This window comes from Nostoc sp. (assembly GCF_036919555.1).
In the GTDB taxonomy this organism is placed as follows: Bacteria; Cyanobacteriota; Cyanobacteriia; order Cyanobacteriales; family Nostocaceae; genus Nostoc.
This window is the reverse complement of record NZ_JBALCS010000098.1, coordinates 120103-144576: the sequence shown is the minus strand read 5'-3', so window position 1 is coordinate 144576 and position 24474 is coordinate 120103. Positions and strand designations below refer to the sequence as shown.

Here is a 24474-nt window from a genome sequence, read left to right as displayed (position 1 = left end):
GAAAATGCTCTAAATTGGTTTAATCATTGTGGTCTGTTTTTTGAGCCTATTAGATAGCTTTTTTTGTGGTGAATTTGATCGCAAACTGCTGTTAACGTTAAATCGGCGGTTAGAAACCGCACGCCAGTCGCCTCTCCCTTTGAGAGAAGGGGAGACACCCAAAGGAGAACGGGTGCAAATACGCACAGCGCTGACTCATCTACACGAGGCTTTACCCAATTTGACTAAATATTCTTTAAAGGGGACTTTATGGAAGCCGAAAAAATCACATGGCTACGCACAACATTACAACTTAAAGGTTCGGTGATTAAAGCAATTTATAAACATATTTTATGGTGTGGAGCTTTCGGATTTTTGATTTCTCTACTTTACCATTTTGATGTACCTGTATCCCAACCTATTTTAGGAAGTGTTATTCCTAGTATTGTTTTAGGTTTGTTACTTGTATTTCGCACCAATACTGCTTATGAGCGATTTTGGGAAGGGAGAAAATGCTGGGGTTCTCTAGTAAATAACATCCGAAATCTGGCGCGGCAAATTTGGGTATCAATTGATGAAATCTCACCAGAAGATAAAGACAATAAAATCACGGCATTAAATTTATTGGTAGCTTTTGCTGTGACAACTAAATTACATTTGCGGGGAGAAGCAGTCAATAGCGAGTTAGAAGATTTAATGCCATCTAGTAAGTATATAAAACTGAAGATTATGAATAATCCTCCCATAGAGGTTGCCTTTTGGATCGGAGATTATTTACAGGAGCAGTATCATCGCAATTGCCTTAATAGCTACCAGTTAACATCTATGCAAGAATTATTGAATAATCTTGTGGATAATTTAGGAGCTTGTGAACGTATTTTAAAAACACCTATGCCATTAGCTTATTCTATTCATCTGAAGCAATTATTGTTACTATATTGTTTCCTGTTCCCATTTCAAATAGTGGAGAGTCTGGGTTGGTGGACAGGTTTAATTGCTGCTTTCGTTGCTTTTACAGTATTTGGGATTGAAGCCATCGGCTTGGAGATAGAAAACCCCTTTGGTTATGACCCTAACGACTTACCTCTAGATGCGATTTGCGAGACAATGAAACGCAATATTGACGATTTAATTACTCTAACTCCAAATGCGCGATCGCATCCAGCTAATTTGACTGACCGATTAAGAAAAGAGCATCAGGTTTGAATTTTAAAGCTTGGTTATAGCTGTCAAGTCCCATCTCCTCACGCTCACCATCTTCTTTCGCAGTACTATATAAACGCGAAACTATTTCTATTTCTTCACTGGTGGATGTGCAATGATGCCTGTACGTCAAACTTTATCAAAGCCTGATATCCAACTTTCTTACTTAGAGTGGAACCAAGGTCAAGAACCTTTACTGCTGTTACACGGCTTAGGCGACCATGCTCTAGTGTGGTCTAGTTTAGGAGATTACTTAGCGGCAGACTACCACATAGTCGCACCAGATATGCGTGGACATGGCCAAAGTACTAAGCCTGAGAGAGATTATACTTTTGAAAGTGCGATCGCAGACCTCGAAGCACTCATGGATCATCTGGGATGGGCTTTTGCACATATTGTCAGTCACTCGTGGACAGGAAAATTAGCCGTCATCTGGGCAAGGCACAACCCAAAGCGTTTGCGGAGTATAATTCTGGTTGATCCGATTTTCATCTGGAAAATGCCCAGCCTTTTCAGGGTAACTTTTCCAATGTTGTATCGCTTCTTGCCTTTTCTCAAAAGCATGGGACCCTTTGCCAGTCATGAAGAAGCCGAAAAACAAGCACGCCAGTTAAAGCAATATCAAGGATGGAGTTCCTTACAGCAGCAAGTTTTCCAAGCAGGAATAGAACAAAAACTCGATGGTAGTTGGGGTAGCAAATTTACTATAGCCGCCCGCAACGCTATTTTTGAGGAAGTCATGCAAGTGCCTGGTTTTACAATTCCTCTTGACACCCATGCCCTCTTTGTCCAACCAGAACAAGGTCTAAATCCCCAAGATTGGCAAATCCAACCCTACAAAACCTATCTCAACAACCTACGCATCTGCCAAGTTCCTGGCAATCATTGGCCGTTTTTGACACAACCAGAGGCATTTAACCAAACTGTAGCAGCTTTCTTGGCAGAACACAGATAGAAAATCTGATTATTATTAGACGGGATTATCATTAGGACAACAGAAGAATTAATAGGAGCGATGTCTAGCGACAAGGTGCTATGCGTCTGCGCTCCTCTTAAATCAGTTATTAGTTATCAGTCCCCCATGAATGCTGATAACCAATAACTGATAACTGTTAAAGTACGGATAAGCCAGTCATGAGCCTTTGTATCAATCCAGTTTGCCCTAAACCAAATCACCCGAATAATTATCAAAACCGCTTTTGTCAAAGTTGTGGTTCCCATCTGGAATTGCTAGGGCGTTATCGGGTAATGTGCCTGTTGAGTGACAAAACAGGGTTTAGTAAAGTTTATGAAGCATACGAACAAGATACCCCTAAAATCCTCAAGATACTCAAACAGGATTTATCAGGCAACGCCAAAGCAGTAGAACTATTTCAGCAAGAAGTAACCATATTGAGACAACTCAAGCATCCCGGCATTCCCAACGAAGATAGTTACTTCCAATATCAAACCCGAAACGGTTTAGTGTTGCATTGCATTGCAATGGAAAAAATCGATGGGTACAACTTAGAGCAGTGGCTAAAGCAGCAGCAAAATCACCCTATTTCGCAGGAACAAGCCATAGACTGGTTAAAACAATTGGTAGAAATTTTGGATTTAGTGCATAGCAAACAGTACCTGCATCGAGATATTAAGCCATCTAATATCATGATTAGATCCCCCCTTGGCAAGGGTTGGGGGGATTTGGTACTGATTGATTTTGGCACCGCCACTGAAATGGACAGAACCTACCCAGATAAACTCAGCAACGGCGACGCGATGACAGCACTTATGTCATCTGGCTACAGCGCCCCAGAACAAATGAATGCTCAAGCAGTACCACAATCAGATTTCTTTGCCTTGGGACGCACATTTGTATTTTTACTTACGGGATATCATCCCTTAGATATGTATGATATGCAGCACAATTTTTTGCACTGGCAAAATCATCCCATCCATATCTCACCCTTACTATTAAATTTAATTGATTGGCTAACAGTACTGGATATAGAAAAGCGTCCTGCCAATACTCAGGAAATTTTGCAACGCCTAGAAGAAATTGAAACCCAACTAACAGAAACTACTTCTGCAAATATTAATTTAGTAAGCAATCTTAACATTGAGCAGTTGTCCCCGCCAATTACTAAAACTTTGTCGCCTCCAGATAAACAGCCAGAAGAAGTACGACTACTGGCCTTTTTTGCAGTCATGCTAGTAATATTAGGATTACTTAGTATAGTGGCTTTAGCAACGCGGACATCAAAATTTACTTTGATGCCAAATTCCGAACAATCTCCAGAGAAAAAAGGTAAGATTGATTATTTTCCTTATAAAGAAGGTAGGGATAGTCATGGAAAGGTAGCCGAATTTAATATAGCTGTTTTATCACTAGAATATAAATGGCTTTTAGGTAGTAATTTTCAAATTAAATATAATGATGAAATTATTAGTCTCGACCTTTTAAAGTTGAACCTAGAACAAGAAGGTATACAGAATATAATGGAAGACCCCAGTGAGATTATCTCTGTAGGTACAGTTTCTTGCAAGGGTGATACAGCAGTTCAAGAACGTATGGCTCTAGAACGTTCCAAACAAATACAATTTTTAGTGAAAAATTTATTTATTAATACACCAAGCGTCAAAGGTTATCGGATATTAAATTTGGGACAATTTCAACGTAGTGATTGTCAGGCAAATCAGGATTTAACTAAATATCAGAAAAGTATTATAGTCATTGGGGTTAAAAAACAATCAGCAGGTTTAATTCTGGATGAGGCATTACGGGATAGGTTGGAAAAGAAACCTTTTGCTGATTTTAAGTTAGAAGATTATTCTTTGGGGACTATAGAAAGGTTTAAGACGATACCGAGTAATTTATAAAATCTCTGGCAAAGTACGTCAGTGCATAGGCGTAGCCCATCGTAGATATCGCCACTTTAGCCATAAACTACAACTATGGTCATCTACATCCCCTATGGCTAAAGCAGCAGATATTAGCACCAAGCGATTAATCAGCCTCGCACCCGAAAATTGGGTAAAATGGGTAACAAAAATTCCCGATATTGTATGCGGAGAAATTCTCAACTCCGAATTCTCAAGGGCGGTGCAGCAGAATCAATAATGCAACGGGCATTACAAATACTCCGCGCCGATGAGCAATTGAGTCAGTTAGAAACTATTATTGTGGTGAGTTGGTACTTTGCATGGCTTTTTTTCCTACCTTCGTATTAGACAGCGTTTTAGTTGAGCAAATCATGAGGTAGGATATGTCAGTGTACGATAAATCTTTATTTGCTCAAGAAAGTTTTAAATTACCTCAATTTAGCCAAATTCTGGGGTGGTAAACATCCTAATTATAAATTATGAGTTATTTAAGCTCCCATGCCAGAATACCGCTTCAAACCCGCACGCCACAGCAAGCGATTCGCACCCAAAAATATTAATATCCAACCCACCATTGAGCCAAATGCCTGCACTATATCCACGGGTAGCCCTACCAAAAGACTCGCAGGAAAATTAATCAAATAGGGAAAAGGCGTAAACATCACTATTTTCTGCACAGGTTCTGGAAAGACCTCTAAAGGTGCTACCAAACCAGATAAAAATAGATAAAACAACAACCACAAATTTTCTAAAGCAGTAGCCCGTTCTGTCCAAAAGGCGAACATGGCAAAAGTATACTGAATCGTAAACCGCAAAGCAAAAGCTAGCACTACCGCCAATGTAAAAAGTAAAAATCTACTCAAACTTGGTACCCAAAAAGCTTGGGGATAAAGAATAAAAAATAATGCCACTAATAAAAAAGCAAACATTAGCCGAGCAAATCTTTCAGAAATATGCCCGGTAACATGATGCCAGACTGGATCGAGTGGTTGTAGCAACTTGGGCGAAAGCTTGCCTTCCACTACCTCTCTTTCAAAGTCCCAAATTACCCAAACAACTGTTAATTGTCTAACAACGAAAACTGTGATAAAGTAACGAGCAAAATCCACAGGTGATAGCCCAAACTGGCCGCCTTGTGCCGCCTGCATCCAGATACCCATAAGGATAATCGGCAAAGATCCAGCCAAAACCCATAAGATTAGTTCTGCTCGATACTCAACCGAATAGGCGTAATATACTAACAGCAAAGTTAGAGTTTTTCTAATAAATTTTTTCATCTATGGTGCATTTTCTCCTCTATTCCTCACAGCACTCACTACACGATACCTGCCTGAAAAACTCGTCCAATCACTTCTTCTACAGGCGGTTCGGTGACAGTTAAATCAATTACCTCCAAATCCGTCAAAATCTGAGATACCGTGCGGGTGAGCGCCTCTCTCGACACCATAAAATGCACCGATCGCCCTTCTAAGAGTTGCACGTCTCCATAGGTCATAAGTTTTTCTATAGGTAGAGGTTGGGCTAACTCTATATGGACTTCTCGATAAGGAGCAAAACTTTCCAGCAGTCCATTTAAGCTTCCGTCATACATCAGCTTCCCCTCGTGAATCAACAGCACCCGTTGACACAAAGCTGTGATGTCAGCCATGTAATGACTCGTCAACAGCACTGTAGCCTGATAATGCTGATTGTACTCACGCAAAAATTCGCGCACTGCTGCTTGAGCATTTACATCCAATCCCAGCGTTGGTTCATCTAGGAATAATACGTGGGGACGGTGCAAAAGTGCTGCTAGCAATTCCGCCTTCATTCGCTCACCCAAAGATAGCTTCCGCACTGGTTGGGTAAGTTTGCCTTCTAGGGAAAGCATCTCTGTTAATTCTCCCACCCGCCGTTGGAACTCTTTATCAGAGATGTCGTATACAGCAGCGTTAATTTTCAAAGAATCCAGCGCTGGCAAGTCCCAAATTAGCTGCTGCTTTTGCCCCATTACCAAGGTAATTTTTTGCAAAAATGCTTCTTTACGATGAAACGGAATTTGTCCAGCTACTGTGACTCTACCGCTAGAGGGATGGATCAGCCCTGTGAGCATTTTGAGTGTGGTGGTTTTACCAGCACCGTTTGGCCCCAAAAACCCTACTACTTCACCAGGGGCAATTTCAAAGGAAACATCCTGAACTGCTTTAATTGAGCGGTAGGTGCGGCGAAAAAAGTGGGTGATTGTACCTTTAATACCCGGACTTTTAACTGCTACTGGATAAGATTTACTCAGATTTTCAGCAATGATGATTGACATATTTTTTATATTAGAACCACAGTTGTACACAGGTAAGTAGGTAGGCGTAATTAAATATAAGATCAAACCTCACCCTCAATCCCTCTCCGTGAGTTCGGAGAGGGAAGCCGGAGGCAGGGTGAGGTTTTATATTTAATTTGACCCACTTACTTAAACACACATAAATCATTGGTGTTTAGCGCTATTTATCTGTGGTTCCAAATACGAAAGCAGGAATTTTCGCCAGTGACATATGATGATTTCCTGTGGTGGGCATTACGCACAACACATAGACTTTACCGTAAACGTCCCGATCGCAATGTACTAATAATTAACCACAAACCCAATAAACTAGCGACTGCAAACAGGATGGTGCTTAAAAAAGATAGCTGAGTTGTCTGCGCTCTGGTAGAAATAATTGCCGCACCCATAATCAGCGAACCCACTAAAATACTAAAAGATAGTCGGTTAGCCGCATCGTCCATAGTACGGCGCACGCCATCTAACCCCCGCAGCGATAGATTCCACTGTAAGGTTTCCGACGTAACTCGGTCTAATAAGAGTTCAATTTGGCGAGGAGATTGGAGAGAGAGACTTTTAATATCTAAGGCTGTTCTCAGGAGCGAGCGCACTGGATTATCACCTATTAATTGCCGACGAAACAAGTCTGTAATTAATGGTTTAACTTCATCAAAAAAATTAAGCTCTGGGTTAAATGTCCGCGCCACACCCTCTAAATTCGCTAGGGTTTTGGCATACAATCCCATATTGCTAGGCAACCTAATTTTATTGTTGCGGGCAACTTGTAAAACTTCATAAATTATTTGACTGAAGTTTATTTGGGTTAGGCTGACGTTATGATATTTTCGCAACATGCGATCGTAATCATTTTCTAACCGCGATAAAATTACTGGTTGAGCAGAATCTGATAGCTGCAAAGTTAATTGAGCGCACCTTTGAGCATCTAAATCAACTATCGCTAACAACATTTCTGTTAATATCTGCTGTGTGCGGGGATCAAGTCTTCCCACCATGCCACAGTCTAAGAGGGCAACACGACCATCTTTGAGATAAAACAAGTTTCCTGGATGAGGATCAGCGTGAAAAAAGCCATCAATATATAGTTGCTGAAAAAATACCCGAAACAACAAAGTAGTTATTTCTTTACGCTCTACATCTGGGTCTTTACCATTATTATTGCTGTTCAAATCCGCCTCCAGGAACGGCACCCCATCCAGCCATTCCATCACCAGTAATTTTTCTGTGGTCAATTCCCAGTTAATTTCCGCAACCACTATTTGTGTAGGATCGTACCAGCGACTTTTAGATAAGTTGCGCCGCAGTTGGTCTGTAAAACCCGCTTCCCGTGTAAAATCTAACTCGGCTTCTAGTGCTTTGGTAAATTCTTCGGCGGTAGATTTGATTTCGTAGGTTTGCCCAAACTCAGTCCGCGCTACTAAATCGGCAATACCTTGAATTAAAGCAATATCTTGGGCAATAGTAATATCAATTCCCGGACGTTGCACTTTCAGAGCGACTTCTCGACCGTCTATTAATGTAGCTCGATGTGTCTGAGCAATTGATCCTGCTGCTACTGGGATCGGGTTAACTATGCTGAAGGTTTCTGCTAGTGAAAGTTTTAATTCTTTGCGGAGGACTATTTCGATCTCTGACCAAGGAACTGCTGGTACTTCATCTTGAAGAGTTGACAGTTCCTCAATGTAGGCGGCGCTAAGTAAATCTGGACGGGTGGAGAGTAGCTGACCAAGTTTGACGTAAACTGGTCCCAAGTCTACCAGGATATTTTTTAAAACCGCAGGTGTAGGTAGCTGGGGTTCATCAGCTTTGCCACCAGTAAGTAGCCTTCGCATATAGTCCCAGCCATTACGAAGGAATACTTCAAGGATTTCTCGTTGACGGGGAACAGTTTGGGTGAGGAACATTTTTGTAAATAACTGCAAAGACGCAGGGAGTTAAAGAGGTAAGCAGCAGGGGATGACAATACAACGGAAGTCGGCTCTAGCTTTGGTACTGATTAAAGTTTTGCTAGCTGCGCCACAGTCTTGAAATCTTTTTATGGATGATTGTACGGCTTCGTGAAGCTTTTGTTCACTCAGCATTCGTTTGACATAATTAGAGCAAGAATCCCCACCGTGTAATAAGCGATGGGAGCAACTAAATCCTTTGGACGGAGAAGTATATTTTTGATAGGCCGTAATAGACTTGATTGCCATTATCTTGGCGAGAGGCTCAAAGCTAATAATGTCCATAACTTTCAGATAAAATAACAGACAGTCAAGTTATAATGGATAAATAGACTTTTTTGCCTCTGCCAAGGGTTTTAACTTTTATAGCAGGTCGGTAAATCGGGAATCGCTTTGGAGAATTTTAAGGATCTGCTTGATTTCCTGGGTACGTTCTTTTTTAACAATAAGGGTGACATTGCGATCGCGCACAATCACCACGTCCTCTAAACCAATAGTAACAACTACATCTTCTGGATTTGAAGCATAAATAATCGCTCCCTGCGTATCCAGCCCTACGTGGGTAGCGAGTTCCACATTTGGACTCTCTTCTGTCTTCAGTAAGCGTTCGATCGCATTCCAATCTCCTAAATCATCCCAACCAAAATCAACTGGCAAAACGTATGCTAGAGTTGTCTTTTCCATTAACGCATAGTCTATACTCTTCTTAGGCAACTGGGGATAGATATCAGGGCCATGTTGTTCTAAAGGTTCGATAATTTCTGGAGCATGGGTATGTAGTTCCTTGAGAACAACCCCTGCCCGAAAAACGAACATTCCACTATTCCAGCTAAAGCGTCCCGTAGATAAAAAAGTTTCTGCTGTTTCACGGTTGGGCTTTTCAGTAAAACGGTTGACGTGATAAGCTGGCAACTCATTAAAGCTACCTATTTTTTCACCTTGTTCAATATAGCCGTAACCGGTTGATGGAAAAGTAGGCTTGATCCCCAGTGTAACGATCGCTGCTGTGCTTGCTGCCAGTTGCGTAGCCGCGCTTAATGTGTGTGCAAACGCCTTTTGGTCAGCAATCCAGTGGTCAGCAGGGAAAAAGCCAATAACAGCGTCTTCTCCATAGCGCTGTTTGATTTCTAAACTTGTCCAAGCAACGGCGGCGGCAGTGTCTCTTCCTTCCGACTCAATCAGTAAGTTTTCAACTGGTAGATCAGGTAATTGTTGTCGTACCCCTTCAGCAATCTGACTAGAAGTAATTACCCACAAGGAATCCCACCCCCTTGGGGTTCGCCAGTCGCCTGCAAAGGAGCCAGCGCAGTCTTGGGGGTTTCCTCCATGAGCGACTGGCGTTGGAAACCCTCCCGCAGCGCTGGACTCACCGCCACCGAGTTCTATCAATCGATCGGCGGTTGCTTGTAATAAACTTCTAGAGCTACCATCAAGACTTAAAAATTGTTTGGGTCGGTCTTTGCGACTCAGAGGCCAAAAACGTTCACCTTTACCACCAGCAAGGATTACGGGGAACAATAAAGTATTCATGTTGTCATACACGCTTACCGAAGAACATTACAAGTTTACAGTGAGCTTTTCCACTGGCAATATTTGTAGCTTCGATTAACATAACTTTTAGGGAGTGGTTGAGTGGGGAAATAATTGTGATAAAACAAATCGAATGGTCGGAAAATCCGGTGACATCTCAGCAAGTAGTAGAATTTGAAACTGAGGTGCGATCGCCGCAACTTCAACGAACGGAAAATCAGGTAACGCCTGCACCAGTAGCAGACTCAGAGGAGGAGGATGTCGAACTAAACCAGCCAGCGAATCCGAACCGTAGCGTCGTCGAATCAGTGGGTGCAATTCCCAATCAGCTTTATGAGAGACTGGGCTTGACCATGCCTCGATGGCTGTTGTGGATCATGACGGTTGTCATCGGCATCATCTTATCTGGGTTACTGGTATCAACTTTAGCACTTTGGACTCCGTTATGGAGCAATCTAGATCGAACAGATGAAGATTTAGGAACTACTGCTAAAGACGAGGTAAAAATACCACTACCAGGGGAGTTATGGAGCAAACTCTCCCAGTACCAGCTTTCACGACCGATGAATATTTTAATTATGGGGATTGAACCAGTCAGTGGTACTGTTGATGGTTCACCAGAAAGCTTTGCTGGGAAAAGCGACACCATGCTGCTGGTACGCCTGAATCCTAGTGAAAAATCTGTACGGGTGCTTTCCATTCCCAGAGATACGATGATCGCCATTCCCGAAAAGGGAGAAAAGGGATTAACTAAGGTATCTGATGCCAATATCAAAGGCGGCCCAGTCTTGGCAGCACGGGTAGTTAGCCGTACCTTAAACAATGCCCCAATTGATCGCTACATCCGTATTTCTACCAGTGGCTTACGACAGTTAGTCGATCAGTTAGGCGGAGTAGAGGTATTTGTTCCCAAATCAATGGAATATAAAGACTCCAGCAGTCGGCTGTCGATTAATTTAGTCAGTGGCTGGCAAACCATCAACGGCGAACAAGCAGAAGAGTTTGTTCGATTCCGCGAACCAGGTTTGGGAGATTTGCCGAGAGTACAGCGTCAGCAAGCACTAACAGCAGCCCTGCTGCAACGCTTAAATAGTCCTACCGTCTTACCCAGGTTGCCTCAATTAACTCGCTTGATGCGAAAATACTTTGACACCAACCTGAAGATGGAAGAAATGATGGCGTTGGTGAACTTCGGACTCAACTTGGATCGAGATAATTTCCAAATGACCATGTTGCCTGGTACGTTTAGCCGTTTTAGCAAAGATCCTGATAGCTATTGGCTGAACATGACTGGACAACAGAGCCTGTTGAATGATTATGTTGGGGTAAATGTACCTGGTCTAAAGCCAGATATGCGCCGGGTTCCTAACCTCAAAATTGCTATTCAAAATGCTTCCAATCAACCTCAGCTAACTGAAAAAGTTATTGCTTATCTCAAACAGAAAGGCTTTACTAATATTTACAAAGTGCCTGATTGGCCAGATACCCAACGTCAAACTCAGATTATTGTCGAAAAAGGCAACCGACGAGTTGGAGTTGATTTGCAAAAAGTCTTAGGCTTGGGTCAAATCGAGGTGTCGGCCATTGGTGATTTAGAATCTGATCTCACAATTCGGATTGGTAAAGATTGGAAATAGGCAAGAGTCATTAGTCATTAGTCATTAGTCATTAGTTAAATGACAAAGGACTAATGACAAAGGACTACTGACAAATAATAAAGTTATGAAAAAGATTTTACTGCGTTTTTTTGGTTTGATTGCGATTTTGATACTAGCATTTTTGTGGATAATACTTAATCCCAAACCGGCTTTTGCTCAAATAAACACAATCAATTACAACAATATAAATTTAGAAAATCGTGACTTCTCTAATGCTGATTTGGCAGGTGTGACTTTTGTCGCAGCAGAAATGCGAGGCGCGAATTTCCAAGGAGCGAATTTAAGCAATGCAATTCTGACTAAGGGAATTTTGTTAAAAGCAAATCTGGAAGGTGCGAACTTGAGCGGCGCTTTGGTTGATCGCGTGACTATGGATAGTGCTAACCTAAAAAATGCCATTTTTACAGAAGCGACTTTGACGAGTAGCAGCTTTTACAATGCTGATATCACTGGTGCTGATTTTACCGACGCGTTGATTGACCGCTATCAAGTGTCGCTATTCTGTGAAAGGGCTGATGGCGTAAATCCGATTACGGGTGTTACTACGCGAGATAGTTTGGGGTGTAAGTAAAGAATCTCAGCGTTGAGCATAAAAACAGAGACATTTTACCGAGAAGATGGAAAATACAAATTCTTTATTAAACTATGTATTATTAACTATTAATATTTTGGCTATTATTAGGTTTATTAATTATAGCGTCAGGTTCATTTATCAACTGTAATTTTAATAAAGAGTCAAATAGTTTAAGTATCAACCGCTATAAATGGTTTGGAAAATTGGGAAAGGTAGTTTTGGTGTAGCATAATGCAATGGCAGTTGTGATGTTTTCAGGGAACAGAGAAAACCTCTGCTTATCCTCGCTCCCCTACTTAATACTGAGTGAGAATTATCAAATACCAGTCACCTCTAATTACTGCTAGGAATTTTAATCAAAAACTCTGTTCCTTCTCCTGGTTTAGAGGAACATTTAATCTGACCATGATGTTTTTCAACTATTATTTGATAACTGATAGATAATCCTAACCCTGTACCTTTACCTATTGCTTTTGTGGTGAAGAAGGGGTCAAAAATGTGCGATCGCACCTCTTCTGGAATTCCCAGACCATTATCAGCTATTCTAATTACAATCTGATTGTTAACAGCTTGCGTACTAATCCAGATAGTCAAGGGTATTTTCGGACACCTTTGTGACAACTTCAAATACTTTTCCTGTATAGTTTTAAACTTTTCCTCCAAGGCATCGATACTGTTACTCAAAAGATTCATAAACACTTGATTTAATTGCGCGGGATAGCATTCGATCAAAGGTAAATTAGCATATTCTTTAACAATCTCAAGAGCTGGGCGTTGATTATTATTTTTGAGCCGATGCCCTAAGATCAGCAAAGTACTATCCAATCCTTCATGAATATCTACAGGCTTCAATTCAGCCTCATCTGTACGAGAAAAGTTACGCAGTGATAGGACAATTTCACAAATCCGCTCTGTTCCTACTTTCATTGACTCAAGAGTTTTGGGTAAATCTTCGATGAGAAACTCCAAATCAGTCTTGTCAATTTGCTGTTGGACAGTTGGCAATAGGGAGGAGTTTTGACGGTAAAGTTTCACTACATTTAGCAGTTCTTGAGTATATTCAGTTAAATGGATGAGATTGCCAAAAATAAAACTGATAGGATTGTTGATTTCATGCGCGACTCCAGCAAGTAGTTGTCCTAAACCTGCCATTTTTTCACCCTGAATTAACCGGGTCTGAGTTTGTTTTAATTCTTGTAGAGCTTGAGTAATTTCTAAGGTTTGACGTTTAGTTTGTTCGAGTAATTCCGCTTGCTGAATTGCAATTCCAAATTGCACCCCTACTTGAGCTAGTAAATTGATTTCTTCCTCTTTCCAATAACGTGGTTGCGAATTTTGATAAGCAACTAATAATCCCCACAATTTTTCACCTTCCCGAATCGGAACAAAAGTTTCGTTACGCGGAAGTTGGTTATCGTCGTCTGTGTCCTCAAAAGTTTCTATAATCATTGGTTGGGCTTGTACAACAGGTTTCCAACCATCTTTAAAGGAATCTGCCACAAATTTACCGCTCCAATCCTGGTTGAAGCGGTAGATTGCAACTCTCTCGACTTCGAGCAACTCTCGCACAGCTTGAGTAGTAGTTCTAAAAATAGTTTTAATATCGAGTGACTGGCGGATTTTATCAATGGTTGCAGCCAGCAATTCTTGCCGTTCCATTGCTTTCTCGCGTTCGGTGGCTTTTGCTAACTGGACAACCTGTATTTGAACTTGCTTTAAATAAGAATCCTGTTTTAATGCGACTCCCAATTGCTCGGCCATTTGACTGACAAATTCAATTTCAGAGGGTTGCCACTCACGAGGAGCGTTACATTGGTGAATACACAGTAATCCCCAAAGTTCACCTTTTTTCAATAGAGGTGCAATCATATTTGCACGCACTTGAAATTTTTTTAGGATTTGGATATAGCAACCTGGAAACTTTCCTTTATAAATATCAGAGATCGCATTTACTCGACCTTGTGCGTAAAGGGTTGCAAAGTTTTCACCGAAGCAATAATCATAAACTTTTTCTGCTATTACCGAATTACACTCAAGTACAACATCCTCCGAAATAAATTCTCCTTCCCAATCTTTTTGAGAGTCAAAACGAAAGACTGCCACTCGGTCTGCTTGCAGCATTTGCCGGGCCTCGGTGACAGTAGTCTGGAAGATTGTATCTAAATCTAGGGACTCCCGAATTCGAGTAATCACGCTAGTTAATGTCTTTTGTTGCTCTGCTTGGTACTGAGCGTGTGCCAGCAACTTATGGTGTCGCAGTGCCACACCAATTTGTGTACCAATTTTGGTCAGTGATTCGACTTCATAAGATTGCCACTGTCTGGGTGAAGCATTTTGGTAGGCAGCGATGACTCCCCAAAGTTGATCTCCCTGGAGAATGGGGGCACTTGCAAAGGCTTTTGCCTGGAATTGCTCCAACAGGGTTACATGGCAGTTTGCTAATCCAGCTTGATAAATATCATTAACTGTAAATGTCTGGTTGTGAACGTAACGTCCGCCTTGCGTCTGTTGCAAATAAGTATCAGCGATCGCCGGCTGAACGCCAACTAAGGGAGTCCAGCCTTCCGCAATTGATTCAGCAACAAAGTTACCACTCCAATCTGGATTGAAGCTAAAGATGGCAACTCGATCAGCTTGCAGCAGCTGGCGTATTTCTTGAGTTGTGGTTTTAAAGATGGTTTCAATATCAAGGGGTGAGCGAATTTCATCGAGAATCCGAGCAATTACTTGGTCGCGTTGAGCCGCTTGAGCCAATTTTGCAGCTTGCAATTGGACTTGGTGGAGATGCCTTGCTTGTTGAATCGCTACGGTAAGATGGTCAGCAATTTGACGAATAAACTCAATTTCCGATTCTTTCCAGTCACGAGGCTCACTGCACTGATGAATGCAAAGCAATCCCCACAGTTCCTTATCCCGCGATAGAGAGACAATGAGATTAGCCTGTACCTGAAATTTACTCAAAATTGCCACATGACAATCACTCAGCCCCGCTTGGTAAATATCTGCTACTGCTTGCACTCTACCTTGTTGATAACAGGCAGCAAATTGTTTTCCAAAGCAGTGATCGTAAACTTTTAGCCCCAATGCCGAGTCCCAGCCAAGTGCAACATCCTCAGAAACAAATTCTCCTTCCCAATCTTTTTCCAGGTCAAACTGGAAGACTGCTACACGGTCAGCATTTAGCAACTGACGCACTTGGGTAACGGTGGTTTGAAAAATTGTCTCTAAGTCAAGAGACTCCCGAATTCGCACAATTACACTCGCCAGAGCCTTTTGTTGCTCTAGTTGCTCTTGAAGTTGAACGCTTGACAAAAGAAGTTGATTTTCCGTTAAATTTGAATTGGGTTCCATTGCTCTGGATTATGTCGTTTTTATATGATTAATGACTCCTCATCCCAAACTTCATGGGGTCAAAGGGCGTCAAAAATATGACAACCTGCAAATTTTTGCAGTGTTCAACTATTTCCCAGAAGATGGTTATTGTTATAGTTCCCCTTTCTTGATCTATTTTCGTAATGGTTAAAAAATAATTTTGGCTTGTATACAGCAGAAAACATGACTAAGTACAGTTTTGCGTAAAATCCTGACGAATTCTCTGCCTGCCTCTGCGCCCCTACCCTGCGGCTCGCGCCGCGCCTATGGGTTTAAATTTCACTCCTCAATTCGCTGTATCATAGCGATCGCAGGAATTGAATTTTGGGCGTAGGCGTAGCCCGCCACCAAGAGCGATCGCACTTAAAATAACTAATTTATTGAAATTTACCTGACAGACTGCGGAATTTCAGGTTAAATGTTTTAAAATATGCACTCTGCAAGAGTTGTCGGGTATTATTCGTGACACAACAAGACCAAAAACCCTCTCGTTCTTTCGCTGGAATTGCTGGCATTGTTGCCGCAGCCACATTAATTAGTAAAGTCTTCGGTTTAGTGCGGCAGCAAGCGATCGCTGCCGCTTTTGGTGTTGGTGCTGCTGCCACTGCCTATAGTTATGCCTATATTATCCCTGGCTTTCTATTAATATTACTCGGTGGTGTAAATGGGCCATTACACAGTGCGATCGTCAGCGTTTTAGCCAAGCGTCGGCGAGAAGAAGCGGCTCCTTTAGTGGAAACCGTGACAACGCTGGTGGCTGGAGTGCTGTTGTTGGTGACAGTTGCTCAGATTTTATTTGCGGATGCAATCGTTGATCTAGTCGGTCATGGTTTGGAGGCGACAACCAGAGCAATCGCCATTCAACAACTCCGCATTATGGCGCCGATGGCTTTATTTTCGGGATTAATTGGCATTGGCTTCGGTACTCTCAATACAGCCAATCAATATTGGTTACTCTCCATTAGTCCCTTATTATCTAGTATTACCGTTGTTGCCGGACTTGGTATCTTGGCTATGCAACTGGGCAAAGATATTATTAAACCGGAGTACGCTTTAATTGGGGGAATGGTCTTAGCTTGGGGAACCTTGGCAGGAGCCGTTCTCCAGTGGTTAGTGCAGCTAATTGTCCAGTGGCGGCTAGGATTAGGCACATTACGCCTGCGGTTTGAGTTTAAATACCCAGGTGTTCAAGAAGTAATTAAAATTATGACTCCGGCAACAGTTTCTTCTGGAATGATGCCAATTAATGTTGCCACTGACCTTTATTTTGCCAGTCCTATCCCTGGTGCTGCGGCAGGATTTAACTATGCGAATCTATTAGTTCAAACTCCCTTAGGGATTATTTCTAATATCATTTTGCTGCCCCTATTACCGATATTTGCCAAACTTGCTGGCCCCGAAAATTGGCCAGAGCTAAAATTACGCATTCGCCAAGGACTCCTACTCACTGCCTTCACCATGCTACCGCTAGGGGCGCTGATGGTGGCGTTATCAGTACCCATTGTGCAGGTAGTATATGAGCGCGGTGCTTTCAAGCCAGAAGCCACACAGTTAGTTTCATCATTGTTAGTCGCTTATGGAATTGGGATGTTTGTCTATTTGGGACGTGATGTTTTGGTGCGGGTGTTCTATGCTTTAGGCGATGGACAGACACCTTTTCGCATCAGTATTTTTAATATCTTGCTCAACATCTTATTAGATTCATTTTTCGTTAAACCTTTTGGCGCTCCTGGTTTGGTGTTAGCAACAGTGGGTGTAAATTGCAGCTCAATGTTAATGCTGTTATGGTTACTCGATCGCAAACTTAATGGTTTACCTTGGCAGGAGTGGAGTGTGCCAATTTTGGGTTTGGCTGCTGGTAGCGTCGTAGCTGGGGTAGCAACCTATGGTACATTGGTTGCTACTCAACAGTTGTTAGGTAAAGAAGGTTTACTGATTCTGGTGTTGCAGTTGTGTATATCTGGTTTCGTGGGGATTGCGGTGTTTGCTGCGATCGCTTCATCGATGAAAATAGCAGAAGTCAATAGATTTATATCTCGTCTGCGTCAGCGCTTTTTGAAGAAATAACTCTCATTTGCATATTTCAGTTGATACACCCAAGTGGGTGAACAATAATTCAGCCAGTAGGGTGAACCAAATGTGCGAGGTTACATTTTGTAAAAAAAGAGATTCTGGTACTAGAGAAGATTGATTTTACTTAACTCTGGTGAAAAGAATCCTATGAAACTTACAAAATTAGCTACCTCTTTCCTTGCTGTTGCTTCAATCGTCCTTTCGGCGGGAATTGCTTCTGCTCAAACAGCCGGTACAAACGGTAATTACATTGGTGCTGGGATTGCGGTTGGTGCAACCAGTGGCGGACAAGGAAACGATGAAGCACAAGTTGGTGGCAATATTCAAGGACGTTACGCTGTTCCTAAAACACCTCTTTCAGTACGGGGTTCTGTGCTGTATGGTGGTGATGCTGCCGCCATTATGCCCATAGTGACTTACGATGCACCCATCGCCAAAAATACTAACGTTTACTTCGGTGGTGGTTATTCTTTTGTCACTGACGAAGGTCAAAAAACCCCATTGGGCAATCAGAATGCACCTGTAGTTACCCTTGGGATTGAATCAGAAGTTAGCAACAATGTCATTGCCTATGGCGATACTAAATGGGGTATTGATGCCTACAGAAATAGTGATGCTGATGCTCTCAGCTTCCAAGCCGGATTAGGCTATCGCTTCTAGTGATTACGAGCTAGAAAACGGCTTATTCGGAAACTAAAGCAATGATGTTTGCCAGCCGTAATAGTAACTCATCCTGTCATATCTGAGTATAGAGACTCAGATATGACCATTTTTTTAATCAATTTAATTTATGATTTTGATAAATAATTATATTGGCTATTATCAATAGTTTCTATTAAAGTAAAATGACCTATTTTGAATATGCTTAAAAGATATTACTCATGGAAAAGATTAATCCCATTCCAGAAATACTGGGTGAAACAACTGATGTAGAATCTTGGCTGATTCGAGGGGGGCTAAGATTTTCAGACTTAGGTAACGATGCTGCAAGTATTGAAATCCGCAAGCAATGGCGAGAGTACCAAGCCGCAGTGCAAAGATGCTGTGCAACCCTACATCAAACACCGTCAAGTGTTCAACTAAGCGGCGACTATGCCAAGCTGAGAATACCTGGTGCGGTATCAACTTATTCGGAAGCTAGGGCGGTGAAGTTTCCCAGGCGTGAGAGTGATTCCTTTGATCACTGATAACTGTTGACTAATTATCCTGTTGCACGCCGTTTACTACTGGCTTAACTTCCGAAAATGGATCAGTGCCGCCACCCCAGTTAAAATCACTAATTCGGATGCTAAAACCGCCTAACTCCAGCACCGGATTGTAACGCAAGGTGATGCCATAGGTGCGACGGCTATATTCCAAAATGTAGTCAGTGCTAGTTTGTATACCAGTATCCAAATTAACAGATGTTTGGAAGCCTAAGCGAAAAGGTCCGTAGATTTGCTGTGATATCCCACCGCTCAACACTTGGTTATCAACGGAGCGATCAAACAAAAAGGGTGATAATCCGTTATTTAAGCCTTGGGAATAACTAATATTAAAGGCGGTATAATCTAAAAAAGGTCGAGAAAAATGGCCAATTTGACCTTGTAAGCCAATTGTACCAGTTAAGATGCTTTGATTATCACCATTGCTGTAATAACTGCTAGTGCCTGTGATGGCAGCGATCGCTTGCAAGTAAGGAACTACAGGTTTAGCCGTGTATCGTAATCCCTCAGTGGCAGTGGGTGGTAATGGTTTTCCTTGCCAGAGTAACAGCCCACGACTGAGGGTAACGCTGCCTTGTAAACGACCTAGTGAGATGCGATCGTTTTCACGTTGCGGTTTTAGTAAGTCTTGGCGATCGGTGTTGGCATCGATATACTGAGCGCTTGCTTGATAGTTGAGGTTAATGCCACTTTTTCCTAAAGGAATCACAGGAGAGGTAATAATGCCGCCAAAACTGCTCTGGACAGTTTGAAAGCCAAGGCTACCATTGTAGAGGCGATCGCGGTAATTATATTGCAGATTCAAGATATAGGGAAGGGTACTGCCTAATGTCTGGCGCAATGAAAAATTCGCCCGCAAATTGTTTTCCACCTGACTCAAGTCAAGACTGGTTAACTGCCCAGTCCCCTGAAGTGTTGTCCGTGGACTCAAAACGGAATTTATCCTTGTCTTCACACCAAACAGTGCGCCTAAGTCACCCGTGCCTTGTTGCACAGCTCTCTCTAATAATAACTGGGGCGTGATCGTCCATCGAGTCTGGGCTGTATTGATCACTGAAAAGCCACGCTCAACATAGAAACCACCCCGATCAGTTCCATCAAAGCCGGGGGAGACTATAAAGGGTGTAACATCCCGCTCCCGGCGGTCAATAGTATGTTCATCCACCGGAATTGGTAAGGAGAGTGTTTGATCAAATACCAAACGCTGTCCCTGTGTCCTGATCCGGTCTAGCAAGGGTGTCTCTCGCGTCAGAGTTACTTTATCTGCGCGTAATTCTAGTTCTGGGGGCGAAAAAGGATCATTGGTGATGCGGACATCGCTTGCTTGCCAGCCTTGCGGATAAAAATCAATGTGTTCAGCTTCAAACCTCAGCCGATTGACTACACCCCCTGATTTCGGTGCTGGTATGTTGGTAGCGGCTGCCTTACCACCCAATGTTAGATCAATTCCTCCAGGGCTGCTCACACCGGAAAGGGGCTGATTGGCTCGAATGCGATCGCTTGGCGGACGTTTTGAGACTCCACCAGCAGTTACACCTGTGGGCGAGAAAGCAAAATCTGTTTGGGCTGAGGGTACATAAATTTCTCCTCTACCATTTTCCAGTTCCCCACTATCTTGAACAAAGTTATAGGTAAAGCGTTGTCCACGCAGTATCTGATCACCCCGGGTTAAAGTTACGTTGCCTTCTCCCGCAGCGATCAAATTGTCCAAATTGACTTGCAGGCGATCGGCATCCACCACCGCCCCATCAAATCGCACAACTACATTACCTACAGCTGTAACAATTCGCCGTTGCTCGTCATACTCTTGCCGATCTGAAGTAACTTCCACAATTCTCGGTCTGACTGGCGGCGTGCTAGCTGGTGCAGTTGTAGCAGATGGTTGACCTTGTGGCTGATTGGTGGTATTAACCTGTGGTGTAGGTGTTGGTGCTTGGCTTTGTTGCTGGGTTTGGGACTTAAATTCTACAGTGATGGGCGCTGAGAGTTGGTTTGTCGGGCTGCGAGACTTAAATTCTATAAAATTTTGTACTGATTGAGAACTCGGTGCCAGATCAGTAGCAGATACAGAGATATTCTCTCCTCCTGAAGACTGTTGGGCAGTAATATCACTTTGCTGTTTTTGTTGGGTTAACTTCTCAGCTAAAATTTCCGCCTTCGACTCAACTAACTTCTCGCTGTTTGTCACACTTGGAGCAACGTCAAGCAAAGGCAGGGGAGCAGAGAGCATGGAGAATGGAGGAAGTTTCGCCCCATCTCCCCCAATTCGCACTCCATAGGGGTTTTGAGTATCCCTGGTCTGATGGCGATTCGGGGCTAGAACCTCCTGCATGGGATAACCAACTACCACCGACTGCCCCAAAAGTGCAGCACTCCTAGAAGCGGTAAGGGGGGAAAATTCTAGTGGAAAGGTTTCTGGTGAATGAGGTACAGAGGAAGTTTTGGCAACTACCAAGTCATCTTGAGTTGAGTTGATCACAGTTGGCAATGGCGGATTAATCTTAGTGTTACCCGCAATTGCCAACTGAGCCAAAGGCTTGGGCTGCTTGAATTTGTGTATCTTTTCGTGTATTCCAGTCTCTACACCTGAAAGAAACTTTGAATGACTAGCAGATGAGGCGGGATTTACAGGTTGTAAAGATTCGAGGATATGAGGCGGATTGGGCGGCAGAAATGGATGAAGCATATTTGAGCAAAATCGGGCTAACAAACAGCCAAATGACGGACGGAAGGATAAAGATACATTTTGCCTTCCGACTGTCGCCTTCTGCTACCTGGAGCAAGCCACTTGGAAGAGGAAACTTACTAGGCGAAAGTTTAGTAAGTTTCCGTGGCGTTTAGTATCTTCCGCCTTCCAAAGTCGCGGATGATTTATCGTCCTTTTACTCTGAGTCCCGACGGCCGGGGTTACGAGCGGGATCGTTCGACAAAAATCCGAAGACGAAGAGAGCGGCGAAGAAGGCAACAACAATATAAACAGCGATTTTTAAAGTCAGCATAGAAATATCTCCAACGGGTAAGACAAAAAGAACTTTTCTTTCAGGATCTACCATGCAGAAAAGATGGCTCCTTTATATTACCCAAATCTCGTCCTTTTTTTAGATGAACTCTGGCGACGTTTGCTCTTGTGACGTTGAGTAACGGCAAAAGTTTCTTAAAAAAAGGGAACAGGGAAAAGGGAATAGTTATGATGCCCAATACCTAATACCTAATACTTCTCTACCACAGGCTGCACTTCGGCATACTTAGGCTGCGCTTCTATCGAGGGACTTGTGCCGAGGTAAGCCGAGGTAAACCGAGATGCTCAGTACAAGTCAGTACAACTGCCCCATGCCCCATGCCCTATTTCTCAGTTTGAACTTTTGCTAGGTCTTTGCCAATTCGGTTTTTGATTACTCGTGCAGGTATGCCTACAGCAACAGAGAAAGGAGGAATATCTCTATTGACAACTGCTCCCGCACCAATAACACTGCCTTTGCCGATGGTAACGCCATCTAATACTGTTACCCCATGCCCTAGCCAACAATCATCTTCAATCACAATTCCCTTGCGAGTAACACCTTGGTATTTAATCGGCTCCATCGGATCGGCAAAATTATGATTATTGGCATATATCCCTGAGTGGGCAGCAATCAGGCAGTGTTTACCAATTTTAATGTCTCCTGGCCCCTCAATAGACACGTTGGGAGCAATGAAGGTGTCTTCATCAATATGTATATACGTATCTTCCAAAGACCCGATATCAACATTACGCTCAATAGCGACTCTATTTCCTAGATGAATTCTATTCTTTTTGTGTCCTCTAGCATCCATCCGCACACCCTTGAAAATATAGACTCCACTACCTATCTCAATATAAGAAGTACCATTAAATTCAACACCATTTTGAATATAGACTGGGCTGCCTATATGGGCAAAAATACTACGATATCCCAAATTACGCAACTTTGACCCCAGAATAAGTGCCGGAATATCTCCTAACACTGTAGTTACTAAAAGTTCTTGCACGCGCTGCAATTTTGAAAAATATTGCTCGTTAGGCATGGTTACATATCTCTTGAATCAATTGTTGTTGACAGTCTTGAAAGTTGTTTTGGCTGTATCCTAATCTTCTGCCAATACCAACAGCGTTAGTATTCATTGACACAGAAGGTACATTGCCAGTTTTATCAAATTTTCCCCATATTTTTAGATGGTTTTCCAACATTTGAAAAACCAGAGTCTGGTTTTGACTATGTGAGCGATTTTTGAACTTAGGTGTATAGAATCACTCAATTTATATGCAAAATTGCGTTAAGTCGCTAGAAGCTTTTGTACAATAGGTACGTAAAAGTTTGGCTTCTTTTTGATCAGCTAAATTAACAAAACAATTTCAGTGCATTGCAAAGTCAAACCTCAGACTATTAAATTGTCTGATGGAAAAATTTGCTGGTTTAAATAGGATACTGTTTTGGTTATTCAGTAAATTTCCAAAGCTTGTTACCGAAACAGTGCTGAGTGCTGAGTATGAGGCTACTTTCTCTCAAGCGGTTTTAGTCTTTTGAAACAACTCAGTTCCGCAAGCTTTTTTGCAATAAAAAATACATTTGACTAGACTATTTCAAAGATTTAGATAAAATTTTTGCCTAGCATGACAATGTAATTATTGTTGGATTTTTCTGGGTACTTTTCCCCAAATAAAACCCAATTAGGGTGGATTATCTCCCACATCAGCCATTACATTGAAGTTAACCATCGGTGCAAACAAGTAAGCGCTTCCCCGACTGCTATGACGGCTTTCTTGCAACGAATTTCTAGAGTATGCTGCTCCAATCATGTTGCACACAGATGATTTACAGACCAACCAATTCACGTTTATAATTAGATGAATGGTTTTTAATAACAATTGTTTTTAACGATAACACATTTTATTTTTAGTGGAACACTCTTAATAAATAAGTTGATTTCCAGGTTGCTTGTTGATGAGAATGGTGGAAATCAGTTAATTTTTTTACGGGAGCGATCGCTACTCCCAAATAATTTTATACACTTAGATAAAATCCCTTGAGGATGGGGAGTTGAAAAATGTTTTAAGCGGTTAATTGGCATTCTTATCTATAAATTTGTAAATCACCCATTCGGGTGAGCCAAGCGGGTGATGCGTTCTTAAGACTACTTATTATAAATTCTATTCAAAGAGAGCTAAAACGCAGCTTAGTTTCTAGGAAAAGTCCACAGAATAACATCACACACCCAAATTGAGGTATCGGTTTTAACTCACACACTTGGTTCAAATTATGGCTTTAATTAAAAAAATTGTGCAACAAGCTCTAACTACTGGCTATCTGAGTGTTAGAGCCGAAGATAAACTGCGATCGCAGCTTCAAAGTAATTATGACTCAGAAGACCTAGATGCCTGGATCATTTTACAACGAGCTATTGTAGCAGGTGATATCAAACAAGAGTCGCGCCGAAAAAAAGCTTCCCTCTCTCCTAAAGCTAAGGACACTTCATCAAGTATCAAACTTGCTTATCAAATGGCCGCGGAGATTGCTTATGCAGCAGCTGTAGCTTTGTCAATGACAAAAAGTACTAAAGATCAGCCTTCACTAGGTGCGTAAAATAACACCTTTCTAAGTTATTTTCCTGTTTTATTTTCAAAATTTAATACCAAGTAGTTAGCGTAGGTGTAGCCCAACCCAGGCATCGCTTTTCCTGGTTAACTGCTTGGTACAGTTTTCGCATCAGATAATTTTAGGCAATGTCTACAACGGGCTAT

Annotated in this window: 21 protein-coding genes and 1 pseudogene; 12 read left to right on the top strand and 10 right to left on the bottom strand. The window is 42.2% G+C overall.

Going from position 1 to position 24474, the window contains the following annotated elements; all coding sequences use genetic code 11:
* Nucleotides 1-40 precede the first annotated feature (40 nt).
* From V7K36_RS27835 to V7K36_RS34315, 6 genes and pseudogenes are all read left to right on the top strand, one after another.
* Nucleotides 41-307: a hypothetical protein gene (locus V7K36_RS27835; protein WP_335120907.1), complete on the top strand. Its 267-nt coding sequence runs from the start codon at nt 41-43 to the stop codon at nt 305-307.
* The gene (locus V7K36_RS27830; RefSeq protein WP_335120906.1) at nt 250-1185 is read left to right on the top strand and encodes a bestrophin family protein; all 936 of its coding nucleotides are present in this window, start codon (nt 250-252) and stop codon (nt 1183-1185) included. The genes V7K36_RS27835 and V7K36_RS27830 overlap by 58 nt, the downstream gene beginning before the upstream one ends.
* Before the next feature lie 115 nt (nt 1186-1300).
* A complete protein-coding gene (locus tag V7K36_RS27825; protein WP_335120909.1) occupies nt 1301-2137 on the top strand; it encodes an alpha/beta fold hydrolase in 837 nt (278 codons plus the stop codon).
* A gap of 179 nt (nt 2138-2316) precedes the next feature.
* Nucleotides 2317-4041, top strand: a complete 1725-nt coding sequence (locus V7K36_RS27820) for a serine/threonine-protein kinase (RefSeq protein ID WP_335120905.1) — start codon at nt 2317-2319, stop codon at nt 4039-4041.
* 94 nt (nt 4042-4135) lie between these two features.
* Nucleotides 4136-4255, top strand: a pseudogene (locus V7K36_RS34320) (transposase); the annotation flags it as partial.
* Nucleotides 4228-4392, top strand: a complete 165-nt coding sequence (locus V7K36_RS34315; protein ID WP_442948522.1) for a hypothetical protein — start codon at nt 4228-4230, stop codon at nt 4390-4392. The pseudogene V7K36_RS34320 and the gene V7K36_RS34315, both read left to right, overlap by 28 nt.
* Nucleotides 4393-4532: 140 nt before the next feature.
* Here the strand turns inward: V7K36_RS34315 and V7K36_RS27810 are convergent, their stop codons facing one another.
* From V7K36_RS27810 to V7K36_RS27790, 5 genes are all read right to left on the bottom strand, one after another.
* The gene (locus V7K36_RS27810) at nt 4533-5321 is read right to left on the bottom strand and encodes an ABC transporter permease (protein WP_335120904.1); all 789 of its coding nucleotides are present in this window, start codon (nt 5319-5321) and stop codon (nt 4533-4535) included.
* Nucleotides 5322-5359: 38 nt separating this feature from the next.
* Nucleotides 5360-6340, bottom strand: a complete 981-nt coding sequence (locus tag V7K36_RS27805) for an ABC transporter ATP-binding protein (RefSeq protein WP_335120903.1) — start codon at nt 6338-6340, stop codon at nt 5360-5362.
* A gap of 275 nt (nt 6341-6615) precedes the next feature.
* Nucleotides 6616-8262 carry an ABC1 kinase family protein gene (locus V7K36_RS27800; protein WP_335120902.1) on the bottom strand — a complete coding sequence of 549 codons (1647 nt, stop codon included), beginning with the start codon at nt 8260-8262 and terminating at the stop codon, nt 6616-6618.
* Nucleotides 8263-8292: 30 nt separating this feature from the next.
* Nucleotides 8293-8589, bottom strand: a complete 297-nt coding sequence (gene yidD, locus V7K36_RS27795) for a membrane protein insertion efficiency factor YidD (RefSeq protein WP_335120901.1) — start codon at nt 8587-8589, stop codon at nt 8293-8295.
* A 78-nt stretch (nt 8590-8667) separates the two neighbouring features.
* Nucleotides 8668-9834 carry a mannose-1-phosphate guanylyltransferase gene (locus V7K36_RS27790; RefSeq protein ID WP_335120900.1) on the bottom strand — a complete coding sequence of 389 codons (1167 nt, stop codon included), beginning with the start codon at nt 9832-9834 and terminating at the stop codon, nt 8668-8670.
* 116 nt (nt 9835-9950) lie between these two features.
* On the opposite strand from V7K36_RS27790, the gene V7K36_RS27785 reads away from it, so the two are divergent.
* Entirely contained in the window at nt 9951-11471 is a 1521-nt protein-coding gene (locus tag V7K36_RS27785; protein ID WP_335120899.1) for an LCP family protein, read from the top strand.
* An 85-nt stretch (nt 11472-11556) separates the two neighbouring features.
* The gene (locus V7K36_RS27780; protein ID WP_335120898.1) at nt 11557-12063 is read left to right on the top strand and encodes a pentapeptide repeat-containing protein; all 507 of its coding nucleotides are present in this window, start codon (nt 11557-11559) and stop codon (nt 12061-12063) included.
* A 336-nt stretch (nt 12064-12399) separates the two neighbouring features.
* On the opposite strand, the gene V7K36_RS27775 is transcribed toward V7K36_RS27780, so the two are convergent.
* The gene (locus tag V7K36_RS27775; protein WP_335120897.1) at nt 12400-15417 is read right to left on the bottom strand and encodes a GAF domain-containing sensor histidine kinase; all 3018 of its coding nucleotides are present in this window, start codon (nt 15415-15417) and stop codon (nt 12400-12402) included.
* 483 nt (nt 15418-15900) lie between these two features.
* Here V7K36_RS27775 and murJ point away from each other — a divergent pair, with 483 nt between their 5' ends.
* The 3 genes from murJ to V7K36_RS27760 all read left to right on the top strand — a co-directional run bounded on the left by murJ (nt 15901) and on the right by V7K36_RS27760 (nt 18698).
* Complete coding sequence (gene murJ / locus V7K36_RS27770; protein ID WP_335120896.1) at nt 15901-17505, top strand: murein biosynthesis integral membrane protein MurJ; 1605 nt, start codon at nt 15901-15903, stop codon at nt 17503-17505.
* Nucleotides 17506-17658: 153 nt separating this feature from the next.
* Nucleotides 17659-18171 carry an outer membrane beta-barrel protein gene (locus tag V7K36_RS27765; protein ID WP_335120895.1) on the top strand — a complete coding sequence of 171 codons (513 nt, stop codon included), beginning with the start codon at nt 17659-17661 and terminating at the stop codon, nt 18169-18171.
* Nucleotides 18172-18392: 221 nt separating this feature from the next.
* Nucleotides 18393-18698, top strand: a complete 306-nt coding sequence (locus tag V7K36_RS27760; protein WP_335120894.1) for a hypothetical protein — start codon at nt 18393-18395, stop codon at nt 18696-18698.
* A gap of 10 nt (nt 18699-18708) precedes the next feature.
* Here the strand turns inward: V7K36_RS27760 and V7K36_RS27755 are convergent, their stop codons facing one another.
* From V7K36_RS27755 to V7K36_RS27740, 4 genes are all read right to left on the bottom strand, one after another.
* Complete coding sequence (locus tag V7K36_RS27755) at nt 18709-21402, bottom strand: DUF3769 domain-containing protein (protein ID WP_335120893.1); 2694 nt, start codon at nt 21400-21402, stop codon at nt 18709-18711.
* Between the two features lie 196 nt (nt 21403-21598).
* Nucleotides 21599-21715, bottom strand: coding sequence for a photosystem II reaction center protein I (locus tag V7K36_RS27750; RefSeq protein ID WP_292796444.1), 117 nt, complete (start codon nt 21713-21715; stop codon nt 21599-21601).
* Between the two features lie 343 nt (nt 21716-22058).
* Nucleotides 22059-22760, bottom strand: coding sequence for an acyltransferase (locus V7K36_RS27745; RefSeq protein ID WP_335120892.1), 702 nt, complete (start codon nt 22758-22760; stop codon nt 22059-22061).
* A 643-nt stretch (nt 22761-23403) separates the two neighbouring features.
* Nucleotides 23404-23568: a hypothetical protein gene (locus tag V7K36_RS27740; RefSeq protein WP_179063512.1), complete on the bottom strand. Its 165-nt coding sequence runs from the start codon at nt 23566-23568 to the stop codon at nt 23404-23406.
* A 424-nt stretch (nt 23569-23992) separates the two neighbouring features.
* Here V7K36_RS27740 and V7K36_RS27735 point away from each other — a divergent pair, with 424 nt between their 5' ends.
* On the top strand, nt 23993-24316 hold the full coding sequence (locus tag V7K36_RS27735) for a hypothetical protein (protein WP_335120891.1): 324 nt from the start codon (nt 23993-23995) through the stop codon (nt 24314-24316).
* Nucleotides 24317-24474: the final 158 nt, after the last annotated feature.